The organism is Mesorhizobium shonense (assembly GCF_040545255.1).
Lineage (GTDB): Bacteria > Pseudomonadota > Alphaproteobacteria > Rhizobiales > Rhizobiaceae > Mesorhizobium > Mesorhizobium shonense.
The window spans coordinates 23,633-37,800 of the sequence record NZ_JBEPLM010000005.1 but is presented as its reverse complement, the minus strand read 5'-3'; the positions used below and the strand labels follow the sequence as shown (position 1 = coordinate 37,800).

Annotated in this window: 13 protein-coding genes and 1 riboswitch; of the genes, 5 read left to right on the top strand and 8 right to left on the bottom strand. The window is 65.6% G+C overall.

Annotated features, from left to right (window positions below):
- Complete coding sequence (locus ABID26_RS14910) at window positions 1-768, top strand: cobalt-precorrin-6A reductase (protein WP_292298730.1); 768 nt, start codon at window positions 1-3, stop codon at window positions 766-768.
- Here ABID26_RS14910 and ABID26_RS14905 read toward each other — a convergent pair.
- The 8 genes from ABID26_RS14905 to ABID26_RS14870 all read right to left on the bottom strand — a co-directional run bounded on the left by ABID26_RS14905 (window position 732) and on the right by ABID26_RS14870 (window position 11,083).
- Window positions 732-1,496, bottom strand: coding sequence for a precorrin-3B C(17)-methyltransferase (locus ABID26_RS14905; RefSeq protein WP_292298714.1), 765 nt, complete (start codon window positions 1,494-1,496; stop codon window positions 732-734). The genes ABID26_RS14910 and ABID26_RS14905 overlap by 37 nt on opposite strands.
- Window positions 1,493-2,251: a precorrin-2 C(20)-methyltransferase gene (locus tag ABID26_RS14900; RefSeq protein WP_292298716.1), complete on the bottom strand. Its 759-nt coding sequence runs from the start codon at window positions 2,249-2,251 to the stop codon at window positions 1,493-1,495. The genes ABID26_RS14905 and ABID26_RS14900 overlap by 4 nt, the downstream gene beginning before the upstream one ends.
- On the bottom strand, window positions 2,248-2,880 hold the full coding sequence (locus tag ABID26_RS14895) for a precorrin-8X methylmutase (RefSeq protein WP_292343493.1): 633 nt from the start codon (window positions 2,878-2,880) through the stop codon (window positions 2,248-2,250). Before ABID26_RS14895 ends, ABID26_RS14900 begins: the two co-directional genes overlap by 4 nt.
- A 3-nt stretch (window positions 2,881-2,883) precedes the next feature.
- Window positions 2,884-4,356: a precorrin-3B synthase gene (gene cobG, locus ABID26_RS14890; RefSeq protein WP_354415914.1), complete on the bottom strand. Its 1,473-nt coding sequence runs from the start codon at window positions 4,354-4,356 to the stop codon at window positions 2,884-2,886.
- Window positions 4,353-8,114: a cobaltochelatase subunit CobN gene (locus tag ABID26_RS14885; protein ID WP_354415913.1), complete on the bottom strand. Its 3,762-nt coding sequence runs from the start codon at window positions 8,112-8,114 to the stop codon at window positions 4,353-4,355. Before ABID26_RS14885 ends, cobG begins: the two co-directional genes overlap by 4 nt.
- A 31-nt stretch (window positions 8,115-8,145) precedes the next feature.
- Entirely contained in the window at window positions 8,146-9,183 is a 1,038-nt protein-coding gene (cobW, locus tag ABID26_RS14880; protein ID WP_126099537.1) for a cobalamin biosynthesis protein CobW, read from the bottom strand.
- The gene (locus ABID26_RS14875; protein WP_126099538.1) at window positions 9,180-9,611 is read right to left on the bottom strand and encodes a DUF1636 family protein; all 432 of its coding nucleotides are present in this window, start codon (window positions 9,609-9,611) and stop codon (window positions 9,180-9,182) included. The genes cobW and ABID26_RS14875 overlap by 4 nt, the downstream gene beginning before the upstream one ends.
- Before the next feature lie 40 nt (window positions 9,612-9,651).
- Window positions 9,652-9,855, bottom strand: a riboswitch (cobalamin riboswitch).
- Window positions 9,856-9,862: 7 nt separating this feature from the next.
- Window positions 9,863-11,083 carry a winged helix-turn-helix domain-containing protein gene (locus ABID26_RS14870; RefSeq protein WP_126099539.1) on the bottom strand — a complete coding sequence of 407 codons (1,221 nt, stop codon included), beginning with the start codon at window positions 11,081-11,083 and terminating at the stop codon, window positions 9,863-9,865.
- A gap of 336 nt (window positions 11,084-11,419) precedes the next feature.
- Here ABID26_RS14870 and ABID26_RS14865 point away from each other — a divergent pair, with 336 nt between their 5' ends.
- From ABID26_RS14865 to ABID26_RS14850, 4 genes are read left to right on the top strand one after another with little or no spacing between them, the layout of a single operon-like run.
- Window positions 11,420-11,785 (top strand): NADH-quinone oxidoreductase subunit A, encoded by a 366-nt coding sequence (locus tag ABID26_RS14865; protein WP_126099540.1) that lies wholly within the window; start codon window positions 11,420-11,422, stop codon window positions 11,783-11,785.
- Window positions 11,776-12,357, top strand: a complete 582-nt coding sequence (locus tag ABID26_RS14860; protein WP_013531090.1) for a NuoB/complex I 20 kDa subunit family protein — start codon at window positions 11,776-11,778, stop codon at window positions 12,355-12,357. Before ABID26_RS14865 ends, ABID26_RS14860 begins: the two co-directional genes overlap by 10 nt.
- A gap of 4 nt (window positions 12,358-12,361) precedes the next feature.
- Window positions 12,362-12,967 (top strand): NADH-quinone oxidoreductase subunit C, encoded by a 606-nt coding sequence (locus tag ABID26_RS14855; protein WP_126099541.1) that lies wholly within the window; start codon window positions 12,362-12,364, stop codon window positions 12,965-12,967.
- 9 nt (window positions 12,968-12,976) lie between these two features.
- Window positions 12,977-14,167: an NADH-quinone oxidoreductase subunit D gene (locus ABID26_RS14850; RefSeq protein WP_126099542.1), complete on the top strand. Its 1,191-nt coding sequence runs from the start codon at window positions 12,977-12,979 to the stop codon at window positions 14,165-14,167.
- Window position 14,168: the final 1 nt, after the last annotated feature.

Genomic DNA, 14,168 nt, shown 5'->3' with positions numbered 1-14,168 from the left:
ATGACCCACCGTATCCTGATCCTCGGCGGAACCACGGAAGCCCGGCAACTGGCGGGAAAGCTTACCCGTCGCGAGGGCTTCTCGGTCACGCTGTCGCTCGCCGGCCGCACCGAAAGCCCCGTCGCGCAAGGCGTGCCGGTGCGCACCGGCGGCTTCGGCGGCGCTGGAGGGCTGGCTGCCTATCTCCGCGAAGAGCACGTCCACTTGCTGATCGATGCCACGCACCCTTACGCGGCGCGCATTTCCGCCAACGCCGCCGAGGCGGCCCAGCAAGCCGGTGTGCCGATCCTTGCGCTGCGGCGTCCGGGCTGGGAGCCTGTGGCTGGTGATCGCTGGACGCTGGTCGACAGTGTTGTTGAAGCGGCGCAAGCGCTCGGCGCCGCGTCGCGCCGCGTCTTCCTGGCCATCGGCCGGCAAGAGGCGGGCGTCTTCGAAGCCGCGCCGCAGCATCGCTATCTCATCCGCAGCGTGGATCCGGTCGAGCCGGAGCTGGCAGTTCTGGACGCGGCCTATCTGCTTGCGCGTGGGCCGTTCCCGGAAGCGGACGAACGGGCTCTGCTCGAAAAATACGGCATCGATGCCGTCGTTTCGAAGAACAGCGGCGGCGACGCGACCTATGGCAAGATCGCTGCGGCTCGGGCGCTCGGCATCGAGGTGATCATTGTGCGCCGGCCGCCCTTGCCGGACATTCGCTCGGCTGAAACCGTCGATCAGCTGGCGGCAATCGTCGATCATTTTTTCGAACCGGTTGCCGAACGCGGCGTGTAGACCAGCGCAGGCTGGTCGCCTCGCTTGATGATGCGGGTCTCGGGCGAGCCGATGATGATGCAGGTGGCCATATCCGCCTTCGACGCATCTGCATCGGCCAGCAGGTACACCTCGATGCGCTCGTCCGGCCGGCCGGCGGCGCGGCCGAAGATCACCGGCGTGGTGCCGGGCAGGATCGCTTTCAGGCATTCGAAGGCGCGGCCGAGCTGCCAGGGCCTGGCCTTGCTGATCGGGTTGTAGAGCGCGATGACGAAGCCGGCCCCGGCCGCCGCCAAGAGACGCAGCTCGATCAGGTCCCACGGCTTCAGATTGTCGGACAGCGAAATGGCGCAGAAGTCGTGACCGAGCGGCGCGCCGATGCGGGCGGCGACCGCGAGCATGGCGGTGACGCCGGGGACCACGGAAAGGTCGATCGCCCGCCATTCTTGTGGGCCGGCCTCGATCGCCTCGCAGACGGCAGCCGCCATGGCGAAGACACCGGGATCGCCGCCGGAAACGACGGCGACGTTGTAGCCTTCGGCCGCCTTGGCGAGTGCCTCGTTGGAACGGGCGAGCTCCTCGCGGTTGTCGGAGGCGATGCGGGTCTGGTCCTCCCGCAGCTCGAGCCGGTCGAGATAGGGCTTGTAGCCATAGAAGAAGGTAGCCTCGGCCACGGCGCGGCTTGCTTGCGGCGTGACCTGGTCGGCGTTGCCGGGACCGAGGCCGATGACGGTGAGGTGGCCGCTCATGGCTTTGCTCCGGGGGCTCCGGGGCGAGCGGACCAGCCGGCAACCAGAACGATGGCGAAATAGGGTGCCTTGTCGTCCGGTTTTTCGGCAAGCCGCATCGAAACGCTGCCCGGCATGGTGCCGCGCTCGACATAGACGGCCTTCGCCAGCTTGCCGGTCGCCTCCAGCGCGCGGCGGATTTTCGGCAGGTTGCGGCCGACCTTCATGATGACGGCGGCATCGGTGTCGGCGAGGCGGCGCGTCAGCTCGAACTCGCTCATCGTGCCCGGCAGCACGGTCAGCACGTCATCGCCCTGGACGATCGGCAGGCCGGTCGCCGACCAGCAGCCGGACATGGCCGTGATGCCAGGGATGACCTCGGTCGGGAAGCGATGTGCCAGCCGGACGTGCAGGTGCATGTAGGAGCCATAGAAGAGAGGGTCGCCCTCCGACAGCACCGCAACCATCCTGCCGGCACCGAGATGCTCGGCGACCCGCTCGGCCGACTGCTCATAGAATTCGGTGATCTGCGAACGGTAGTCGTCGTGATCCTTGTCGATCTCCGTCGTCACGGGATAGAGCAGCGGCAGCTCGATCATGTCCGGCCGGAAACGCGCCTCGACGATGGTGCGCGCATTGCTGTTGTTGCCGCGCTTGGCGAAATAGGCGATGACGTCGGCCTCGGCCAGCGCGCGTGCAGCCTTCAGCGTCAAAAGCTCCGGATCGCCGGGGCCGGTGCCGACGCCGACCAGGCGTCCTTTGAGAAGAGCGTTCACAGACCCGGCCTCGCCAATGCGTTGAGCGCGGCGGCAGTCATGGCGCTGCCGCCCAGCCTGCCGCGCACGATGGCGTAAGGCACGCCGTAGGAATTCTTGGCCAGCGCATCCTTGGATTCGGCGGCACCGACGAAGCCGACCGGCATGCCGATGATCGCCGCCGGCTTCGGCGCGCCGTCGCGCAGCTTCTCGAGCAGATAGAAGAGCGCGGTCGGCGCATTGCCGATCGCAACAACGGAGCCAGCCATGCGCTCGCCCCAGAGATCGATCGCCGCGGCCGAGCGCGTGTTGCCGATCGCCTTGGCAATCTCGGCGGTGCGCGGGTCGCGCAACGTGCAGATCACCTCGTTGCCGGCAGGCAGTCGGGCGCGGGTGACGCCATGCGCGACCATCTCAGCATCGCAGAAGATCGGCGCGCCGGCGGCAAGCGCGGCGCGGGCCGCGGCAACGAAATCGCTGGAGAAGACGAAATGGGCGGCGGCTTCCACCTGGCCGCAGGCATGGATCATGCGGATCGCGACATCGGCTTCCGCCTCGGAGAAGCGCGACAGGTCGGCCTCGGCGCGGATGATGGCGAAAGAGCGCTCGTAGATCGCCATCCCGTCATGAATATAGTCGTAGGCGGCCATTCTTTAGTTCCGTCGATAGAGTTCGGCGATGCCGGCCGTGCCAAGCCTTGTGAGGCAGGCAGCGGCGGTCTCGCCGGGATGTCTTTGCGCGCGCATCGCGGCAAGGACGCCGCCGACGCCGCGCGCGGCGTCATAGCCCGGCCTGTATCCGGCAGGAAGGGCCTTTGCCGTCCCGTCCACGACAAGTCCGGCTCCGTTTTCGTCGCCGACCAAAGTGAGCGCCGCCGGACCGGGATGGGCGCAGCCCTTGGCGCAGCCGGAAATGTGGAGGGTCAGCGAGGCGTCGAGAAGCTCGGCGCTCTCGGCAGCGACTGTCTCGGCGATGGCGCGGGTGGCGATGCGGCCGGAAGCGCAGGCGGGCGTGCCTGGGCAGGCGGCGATGCGGGTGCGGGGGTCGGCGGGGGAGGTGACGAAGCCGAGGGTGGACGCAGTGGCTTGCAGCGAGAGGCAAGCGGACGGGGAGAGGCCAAGTAGGAGCAGGGCGCGCCCTGGAGCTAGTCGGATTTCAATGACGTCGAGGTTCGAGGCTTGCGAGGCCAAGTCGATAAGGTTTTGCGCCGGCATGCTGCCGAAGGGCAGGGCAATGCCGATGGCGTGACCGTTGTTAAGGTTGAAAAGGCCAAGCGTCGAGCGAGGGCGCTCTACGGCGCCCCCCTCTGTCCTGCCGGACATCTCCCCCTCTAGGGGGGAGATTGGCAGTTCGCGCGCCGGCTCTTCGCTTTCGGCGTTGGAAATTGGCGAAACCGATGGCGACAGCTCAATCTCCCCCCTAGAGGGGGAGATGTCCGGCAGGACAGAGGGGGGCGCGAAGGAATGCCAGCCTGCGAGCGAGGCCAACTGTCGCTTGGTCAAATCGCGCGTGTGCGCCTCGCGGCCTTTTTCGGCCACCATCCGTAGTGCCGCCACAGCAATGTCGCGGGCAGCATCTCCATCGACCGTCGCGAGCGGCTTTGCACTGCGCGCATCACCTGCAATCGACACCCGCCATTGAATGGCTGCGCCGGCCCGCACCGCCTTCAGCCGCACGTCAGCCGTCAGCGCATCCATGGCCAACTGCCCGCCGCCGTCGATAACCACCGACACCTTCGGCCCCAGCCGCGCCGTCAGCCCGGCCTCTTCAATCGCCGCCCTGATCCGTTCAGCCAACGGGCGGGGGTCTGCAATCTCCTGCGGATCGATCCCCGCCAGTGGCCCGGTCTCAACCGGCACTCCGGTGCGCACCGCGATCCCCAGCGCATCCACCTCAGCCGCCAACAGCCGTGCGCTCTCCGCTGTCAGGCCGCGGATCTGCAGGCTGCCGCGCGCTGTCACCTCCATGATGCCATTGCCGTGGCGCAAGGCGGATTCGCAGAGTCCGATCAGCGACTTGGGAGCAAGTCCTCCAGCGATAGGGTTGAGCCGCACCAGCAGCCCGTCGCCGGTCTGCATCGGCGCGGACAAAGCGGGACAGGCGCCGCGGCGCGAGAAGGCGTTCATGCCGCTACCCTCTGCGCCTCGGCGATCAAAGCCGCGAGATCATCGTCGATGGAGTTGCGAAGCGGATGCCAAAGTCCGCGCCGCCGTGCGGAGAGAAACCGCTCGGCGATAACCTTTGCTGCGGCCGGATTCTCGCGCAGAAGGAAGGCGCGGACGTCCGGATCGCCAACATAGGCATCATGCACGGCCTCGATCAGCGCGCCGGATATGGCATGCGTGGTCTCGGCGAAGCCGACGAGACGGTCGACCGTCTCGGCGAATTCCGAGGCACCGCGTGGGCCGTGACGCATCTGGCCGGCGATGAAGCGCGGGTTGACGGCGCGGGCCCGCACCACGCGGGCGACGGCTTCGCCGACCGAGCGCGGCTTCGGCTTCTTCGGATCGGTCGTGTCGAGCACGATGACATCGGCATTCCGGCCAAGTGCTGCAAGCGCCGCCGAGAACCCGCCGATGAAGGCGACGTCGGCCGAGCCTTCGAGGATGTCGCGGCCCGGATCGTCGCCGGTATGGACGAGAAGATCGGCTTCGGCGATGCGGCCCTCGAAGGCGCCGGGCGCCGAGATCGCTTCTCCTTCTGCGCCGCCATAGGCGTGCGAGGTGGCCTCGAGATAGGCGCGGCCGATCTCCTCGCGTGCGCCCCATTCGCCGCGCGAAAGCAGATCCTCGACGCCAGCGCCATAGGTGCCGGGCGAGGTGCCGAAAATGCGGGGCCCGACCTTGCCAGCGGCGCGAGTCGCGGCTGCGAGGGGATTTTCCGAATCGTCCTCGTCACGGCCGGCGACGGCGCTGGCGGCGGCGTCGATCAACGCGATCTGGGTCGGGAACATGTCGCGGAACAGGCCCGAGATGCGCCAGGTGACGTCGACGCGCGGGCGGCCGAGTGCTGCCGGCGGCAGCACCTCGATGCCGGTGACGCGACCCGTCGCGGCATCCCATTGCGGCCGGCATCCCATCAGCGCCAGGCCTTGGGCGATCTCCTCTCCGCCGGTGCGCAATGAGGCTGAGCCCCAAAGGTCGATGACCAGCGAACGCGGCCAGTCGCCATGGCTTTGCATGTAGCTGCGCACCACTTCCTCCGCCGCCGTCTGGCCGAGGTCGTAAGCGGTCGGGGTCGGCATGGTGCGCGGATCCGAGGTGAAGAGGTTGCGCCCCGTGGGCAGCACGTCGGAGCGGCCGCGCGCCGGTGCGCCGGCCGGCCCGGCTTTGATGTGGCGGCCGTCGAGCGCGGCGAGGAGGGCAGTTTTTTCGGCCTCGGCGCTTTGCCGGCGCAGCGAGTCGGCCTCGTTTTCCGGCGCGCGGCCGTAGACATGCAGACCGTCCTTGACGGCGAAATCCTTGAGATCGCAAAGCCAGGCATCGATGCGGCGCAGCGCCTCGTCCGGCGCATCGGTGCCAGCAAGGCCGGCTTCTGCGGCAAGACCGGTCTTCTGCGCGGTCTCGACGATGAGCCTCGCCAGCCGGTCGCGGCGGCGACGGTCGAGCCCGTCGGCCTGCGCATATTCATCCACCAGCCGCTCGAGCTTCTGCTGTGCCTCGTCCAGGCCGGCACCGGTCAGCGGCGGCGGCAGATGACCGAGTGTCACGGCCGCAATACGGCGCTTGGCCTGCGCCGCCTCGCCGGGATTGGAGACGATGAAGGGATAGACGACCGGCAGCGAGCCGGTGACGATCTCGGGGAAGCAGTTATCCGAGAGGGCGACCGTCTTGCCCGGCAGCCATTCCAGCGTGCCGTGCGCACCGACATGGATAATGGCGTGCACGCCGAGGGATTTCTGCAGCCAGAGGCCGAAGGCGATGAGTTCGTGGCGCGGCGGCAGCGTCGGATCGTGGTAGTCGGCGCGGCGGTCGGCCGAGCGGCCGCGATCGGGGGCCAGCGCCACTGTGATGTTGCCGAAGGTGGCGGCGCGGAAGGGGAAGAGTCCTTCGCCCGCCACTTGCGAATGCTGGCGTTCTGTCACGCCCCCCTCTGTCCTGCCGGACATCTCCCCCTCTAGGGGGGAGATTGGCAGTTCGGGCGACGGCGCTCCACCTACAACGCTGGCGATTGGCGAAAGCGGTGGTGACGGGGCAATCTCCCCCCTTGAGGGGGAGATGTCCGGCAGGACAGAGGGGGGTGCCTCGCGCAACCCTATCTCGCTCCCGGCCTTACCCCACGCAGCCTCAACCGCATCGCGCGCGCCTTCCGGCAGCTCCATCGACAGGCGCCGATAGTCGTTAAGGCTCAGACCATGCCCACCCATCTCCAGTGCATCCAGCAGCCCCCGTGCCGATTGCGGAATCCTCTCAACCGCATAGCCCTGTTCCTTCAGGTCGTGCAGCATGGCGAGCACGCTCGACGGAACATCAAGCCCGACGGCGTAGCCGGTACGGCCGGGCGCGCTCGGGTAATCCGGGATCAGGATCGCCAGCTTGCGCTTAGCGCGCTCGGTCTGTTGCAGGCGAACGAACGCCGCGATGCGGGCGGCGACCTGCGCGACGCGGTCGGGCTCTGGCCGGTTGGCGAAGGCGCGGAAGGCCAGCGCCGGATCGGTTTCGACCTCGCCCTTGAAGGAAATCGCGCCGGCCAGGATGCGGCCGTCGAGCTCCGGCAGCACGACATGCATGGCGAGATCGGCGGGCGCCAGGCCGCGCTGGTTTTTTTCCCAGACCTCGCGCCGCGTCGTCGCGACGATGACCTGGAAGACGGGTACGCCGGCGCGGTCAAAGAGCGTCTCGGCGCCTGGTTCTGCGCCGGAGGCAAAGGCGGTGGCGGTGGCGATGGCTGATGGGTTCAGAGAAGCAATGGCGTTTTCGACGAACGTCAGAGACGCCGGATCCTTGAGGCTGGAGACGAAGATCGGCACCGGCGTAATGCCTTGCAAGTGCAGCGCCTCGGCCAACGCGTCGATCGGTGCCACGTCGGCTGCCAGCAGCATCGATCGGTAGAAGAGGATAGGGATGACGGGCGCGGCGAAATTGTCGGCGTCGAGTCCCGTCACACCCCCCTCTGTCCTGCCGGACATCTCCCCCGCAAGGGGGGAGATTGAGCTGTCGCCGACGATTTCGCCAATCGGAGATGTTGCAGATGGCTCTGCTGCTGACGTGGAAGAATTGGCGCCGGGGTTGGTGATAGCTGATCTCCCCCCTTGCGGGGGAGATGTCCGGCAGGACAGAGGGGGGTGTGAAGGATCGCCGACCTTTGAAAGTCCAGGCTTCTCTACGACTCCAATTCTAGGTTGATAATAACCCACCTTCGGCACGCCCACAGGCTCAGCAACCGCCGCGTCCGACCCCGCAAGCCTCGCCAACCTTTTCACCAGCGCGCTCATATTGGCCGGGCCGCCCTCGCGGAAATAGCCGAGCAGGGCGTCGAGCTCGGTGCGCGGCAGGGTCGAGCCTTCGATCAGGCGCTGGTCCTCGTCATGGCTTTCGCCCGGCAGCAGCGCCAGCTTGATGCCGCGCTCGCGCGCGACCGCCACGAGCTGGTCGCAGCCATAGCGCCACCAGTCATAGCCGCCGAGGATGCGGACGAGGATTACTTTGGCATGGCGCGCGACGCTATCGACCCAGAGGTCGACCGACATCGGGTGGCGAAGGTCGCGAAGTGCGGCGAGCCGCATCGATGGCAGCCGCTCTGTGTCGGCTTTCCAGGCGGTAGCCAGTCCCGAAAGATCGCTGTCGGTGAAGGACAGGGCCACGACATCCGCAGGCGTCTGCCTGAGGTCGATCGGCTCGGCGAGATCGTCGAGCGAGGCGGATGTCGTGGTGAGGATATGCATTGCTTTTCGTGTTTGGGCTTTTCGTGTTGCCTCAGCCGGCGAGGATACGCTCGATCGCCGGGCGATTCAGCCCTTTGAGGCCGATGACGACCAACCGCGAGCGGCGGTCGTCCTCCGCCGTCCAGGATCGGTCATAATAATGATTGACGCGCGGGCCGACGGCCTGGAGCAAGAGCCGCATCGGCTTGCCGCCGACCTCGACGAAGCCTTTGACGCGCAGCACGTTTTCATGCTCGGCAGCGAGAGCGACGCGCTTGGCCAGCTCATCCGGATTGGCGATCGACGGGATATCGATGACGAAGGAGTCAAAATCGTCGTGCTCATGGTCGAGCTCGTCGTCGTGGTGGGTCTTGCGGTTCTCGATGTCGTCCTCGACGGCGAGGCCGAGGCCGAGCAGCACCGACGCATCGACCTTGCCCTGCGCGGTCGGCACGACTTTCACGGCGCGCGCCACATGCTCGCCGATCACGGCATTGGCGCGGGCCGAGCCGGCCGCATCCATCAGGTCGCTCTTCGACAGGATGATCAGGTCGGCACAGGCGATCTGGTCCTCGAACACCTCCTCGACCGGATCGTCGTGGTCGAGCGAATCGTCCGCGGCGCGCTGCGCCTGCAGCGCATCCATGTCGGAAGCGACGCGGCCATCGGCCAAAGCCGGGCCATCGACCACGGCGATGACGCCGTCGACCGTTACGCGGCTCTTCACCGTCGGCCACTGGAAGGCTTGGACGAGCGGCTTCGGCAAAGCGAGGCCGGAGGTCTCGATCAGGATGTGGTCGACCTTCGGCGTGCGCGACAGGATCTGGTCGAGCGCCGGCACGAAGTCGTCGGCGACGGTGCAGCAGATGCAGCCATTGGCGAGCTCGACGATGTTTTCCTCCGGGCAGGTGTCGATGCCGCAGCCTTTCAGGATCTCGCCGTCGATGCCGACATCGCCGAACTCGTTGACGATGATCGCCAGCCGCTTGCCCTTGGCGTTTTCGAGCAGGTTGCGGATCAGCGTCGTCTTCCCGGCGCCGAGAAAGCCGGTGACGACGGTGCAGGGAACACGAGAAACGGAGGCGTTCATGATCGGTCCTTCAGGAGGTCGAGGGGAGGGATGCGGGCAACCAGGCCGCGCTTGAGGGAATCGGGCCGGCCGCGCCAGGGGATGAGGCCGTCAGTGGAAGTTGCAAAGAGCTTTGCGCCGGCGACGAGGTCGGCGCCGCTGGTCGCATCCAGATCGCCGAAGACGTAGCTCCAGCAGCCGTCGCGCAGAAGCGCCGCGCTCAAGCGGCGCTTGCAATTGCCAAGGCATTCGACGGTACGGATGCGGATGTTTTCGCCCGATGCGGCGCGGCGCGTGTCTTCAGCAAGCAGGGCGCCGGCGCGCGGGTTGGCATCCGAACCGGTTTCGTCGCGGCAGGACGAGCAGACGATGACCGTCACGTCCGCCAACGCGTCGGGCTCGGACGAAATGTCCGCGATGTTTGCCGGGAAACTGCCGTTACGATCCAAAACCAGGCTCCTTGCCCGGAAAACCCGCCAGGCATTCGGATACTTAAAGTCTCAGACGGCAGGTCTCCTGGCTCGCGGGTCATCGCCTTGAATGCCGCCTTCCCGGGAACATCCCAGTGGTTTTCGGCTGAGGCTCGTCGCTTACAGTTGCGGGGACAGCCGCGGATTTGGGAAATTATCCCGCACCGCATTCCCTCTCAGCTCCTCCCTTTGCCGGGAGAAGACCGTCTGGCTCGGATTTAGGCTTACGGCTATGCGCCTGTCAACGCAGGGTGCGACGCCGAGATGTCGGCCAGCGCCGGCCCGAGGTCGCCGGCCGGCGTCACTTCGATAGCCTCCAGTCCGAGCCACGCCTGCATCTGCTTCAATTCCTCGAAGAGCTGCGCGACCGTTTCGGACGGGGCGTCGGCCTCGGCATAGGCTGCGTGGACGCGCAAGATGCTTGCTGGGCGATCGGCCCTCAGGTCGACGCGAGCGACGATCCGGTCGCCGAGCAGGAAGGGCAGCACATAGTAGCCGTATTGGCGCTTTTCGGCCGGCGTGTAGATCTCGATGCGGTAACGGAAGCCGAAGAGCTTTTCGGTGCGAGTGCGCTCGAAGACCACGGGATCGAACGGCGCTAGCAGGGCGCGCGCCTCGATCCGGCGCGGAATGCGGGCGTCCTTGTGCAGATAAGCGGCCTTATCCCAGCTCTCGACCTTAACCGGCAGCAATTCGCCCATTTCAACAAGCTCTTCGATGCGATCCTTCGTGTCGCCCGGCGCCAGGCGAAAATAATCGCGCAGGTCGCCATAAGTGGCGATGCCGTGGGCGCGGGCGGAAATGCGCAGCAATTCGCGATGCGAGTCCTCGACCGAAGGTACAGGCAGGTCCAGGATAGCCTGCGGCAGAACACGCGCCGGCAGGTCGTAGTAGCGTTCGAAGCCGCGCCGGTAGGCGGTGGTGATGCGCCCGGCCCAGAACAGCCATTCGAAGGCGTGCTTGGCCTCGCTCCAGCCCCACCAGCCGCCATTGCCCTTGTGGCCTTCGATGTCGGAAGCGGCGATCGGCCCGCGTTCGGCGACCTGGCCGTATATCTCGTCGATCATCTCCTTGCGTTCACGGCCCCATTTGGCGAGGCCGAGATACATTTCCTCGCCGCGTTCGGCGCGCTGCATGCGCCAGCGCATCAGCGGGTAGGTCTCGACCGGCAAGAAGGACGCCTCGTGCGCCCAATATTCAAAGACGGCGCGTTTGCGGGTGACCGCGGCGTTGTCGAGCAGCGCAAGCGGGTAGGGGCCGAGACGCGAATAAAGCGGCATGTAGTGGGCGCGCACCACCGCGCTGACGGAATCGATCTGCAGCAGCCCGGTTCGGAAGAGCACGCGGGCGAGGTGCCGGCGGTTGGGCTCGCCGCCGGGGCGGGGGTCCGTGAAACCCTGCGCACCGAGCGCGATGCGCCTGGCCATGCGAAGCGAGATTTTTTCCTTCATCAAGGAGCCTTTGCCTCGATCCGTTTACCTGATTTCCAGCCGGTGATTCCAGCCATGCTAGCAGGCAAATGGCGGGAGATATGTCAGGAGAGAAAAGTGGAGTAAAAAGTGAAGGAAATCAAACAGGAGCGGATCGGACCAGTTTCTTCCGATATGGCGTCCAGGGCCGGATTTTGAACAAGGTTTGACTTGCTTCGCCGAAACCGCTGCGCTAACCCTCGCCGCGTCGCAGCATAGGGCCCTTAAAACGGTTCAGCAGGTTAAACTGTCACGCTTCCGCATTAGAGTCCGTTGCTGTAATCAAAGTGAACTGGCCCGCCAAAGGAAAGTCGCCGCATGAGCGCACTCCTGAGTTCGTATCTGCCCATCGTCCTCTTCATCGCGGTGGCGATGGTCGTCGGTCTTGCGCTTATCGTCGCGCCGTTCCTGGTGGCCTACCGCAATCCCGACCCCGAAAAGCTTTCCGCCTATGAATGCGGGTTCAACTCGTTCGACGACGCCCGCATGAAATTCGACATCCGCTTCTACCTGGTGTCGATCCTGTTCATCATTTTCGATCTCGAGGTCGCCTTCCTGTTCCCGTGGGCGGTGTCCTTTTCGAAGGTCGGCATGCTCGGCTTCTGGTCGATGATGGTGTTCCTGGCGGTGCTGACCATCGGCTTTGCCTATGAATGGAAAAAAGGAGCGCTGGAATGGGATTGAACGACAGTTCAGGCACCCTCGTCGCGCCGAAGCCCAAGGGCATCATCGATCCCAACACCGGCAGGCCGGTGGGGGAGGACGATCCCTTCTTCCTCGAAATCAACAATGAGCTGGCAGACAAGGGTTTCCTCGTCACCTCGACTGAAGCGCTGATTACCTGGGCGCGCAGCGGCTCGCTGATGTTCATGACCTTCGGCCTCGCCTGCTGCGCGGTCGAGATGATCCACACCTCGATGCCGCGCTATGACAGCGAGCGTTTCGGCGTCGCCCCGCGCGCGTCTCCGCGCCAGTCCGACATCATGATCGTCGCCGGCACGCTGACCAACAAGATGGCGCCGGCGCTGCGCAAGGTCTACGACCAGATGCCGGAGCCGCGCTACGTCATCTCGATGGGCTCTTGCGCCAATGGTGGTGGTTACTACCACTATTCCTATTCGGTGGTGCGCGGCTGCGACCGCATCGTGCCGGTCGACATCTATGTGCCCGGCTGCCCGCCGAGCGCGGAAGCGCTGCTCTACGGCATTCTTCTCTTGCAGAAGAAGATCCGCCGCACCGGCACAATCGAACGGTGAGCCGATGACCCTGGCGTTGAACGAACTCTCCATCTATCTGGGCGAGAAGCTCTCCGGCCGCATCGGCGAAGCCGTGCTTGCCTATGGCGAACTGACGGTTTCCGTCGAGCCGGACAATTTGATCGCGGTGGCGACCTTCCTGCGCGACGATCCGCGCTGCCAGTTCATCTCGATCATCGACATCTGCGGTGCCGACTACCCGTCGCGCGCCAGGCGCTTCGACGTCGTCTACCACTTGCTGTCGCCGAAGCAGAATGTCCGCATCCGGCTCAAGGTTCAGGCCGACGAGGAAACGCTGGTGCCGTCGCTGACCGCCGTCTATCCCGGCGCCGACTGGTACGAGCGCGAGACCTACGACCTCTACGGCGTGCTGTTCTCCGACCATCCGGATCTGCGGCGCATTTTGACCGACTACGGTTTCGATGGGCATCCGCTGCGTAAGGATTTCCCCCTGACTGGCTTCGTTGAGGTGCGTTACGACGACGAGGCCAAGCGCGTGATCTACGAGCCGGTCGAGCTCAAGCAGGAATTCCGCAATTTCGATTTCCTCTCGCCCTGGGAAGGCACCGACTACGTGCTGCCGGGCGACGAGAAAGCGAAGGCAAATTGAGGCGCCAGAATGGCTGAAACCTCCGTCCGCAATTTCAACATTAACTTTGGGCCTCAACACCCTGCGGCGCACGGTGTTTTGAGGTTGGTTCTCGAGCTGGACGGCGAGGTGGTCGACCGCGTCGATCCGCATATCGGCCTGCTCCATCGCGGCACCGAGAAGCTGATCGAGGCCAAGACCTACCTGCAGGCCGTGCCTTATCTCGACCGGCTCGACTATTGCGCGCCTATGAACCAGGAGCATGCCTTCGCGCTCGCAGCCGAGCGGCTGCTTGGCATCGAGGTGCCGAAGCGCGGCCAGCTGATCCGCGTGCTCTATTCCGAGATGGGCCGCATCATGTCGCACATCCTCAATGTGACGACGCAGGCGATGGACGTCGGCGCGCTGACCCCGCCGCTGTGGGGCTTCGTCGAGCGCGAGAAGTTGATGGTGTTCTATGAGCGCGCCTCCGGCTCGCGCATGCACGCGGCCTATTTCCGGCCGGGCGGCGTGCACCAGGACCTGCCGCAGAAGCTGGTCGAGGACATCGGCGAGTGGATCGACCCGTTCCTGAAGTCGATCGACGATCTCGACGCGCTGCTCACGCCCAACCGCATCTTCAAGCAGCGTAACGTCGACATCGGCACGGTGTCGCTGGCGGACGCCTGGGCCTGGGGTTTCTCGGGCGTGATGGTGCGCGGCTCGGGCGCTGCCTGGGACCTGCGCAAGGCGCAGCCTTATGAATGCTACTCCGAGATGGATTTCGACATCCCGATCGGCAAGAACGGCGACTGCTTCGACCGTTATCTCGTGCGCATGGAAGAGATGCGTCAGTCGGCGAAGATCATGCGCCAGTGCGTCGATCTTCTGCTCGGCAAGGAGAGCAGCGGTCCGGTGTCGAACCTCGACGGCAAGGTGGTGCCGCCGAAGCGCGCGGCGATGAAGCGCTCGATGGAAGCGCTGATCCATCACTTCAAGCTCTACACCGAGGGTTATCGCGTGCCGGCCGGCGAGGTCTATGCGGCAGTGGAAGCTCCGAAGGGCGAGTTCGGCGTCTATCTCGTCTCCGACGGCACCAACAAGCCCTATCGCTGCAAGCTGCGCGCGCCAGGCTTCGCGCATCTGCAGGCCATGGATTTCCTGTGCCGTGGCCACATGCTGGCCGACGTCACCGCCGTGCTTGGCTCCCTCGACATCGTGTTTGGTGAGGTCGATCGCTAAA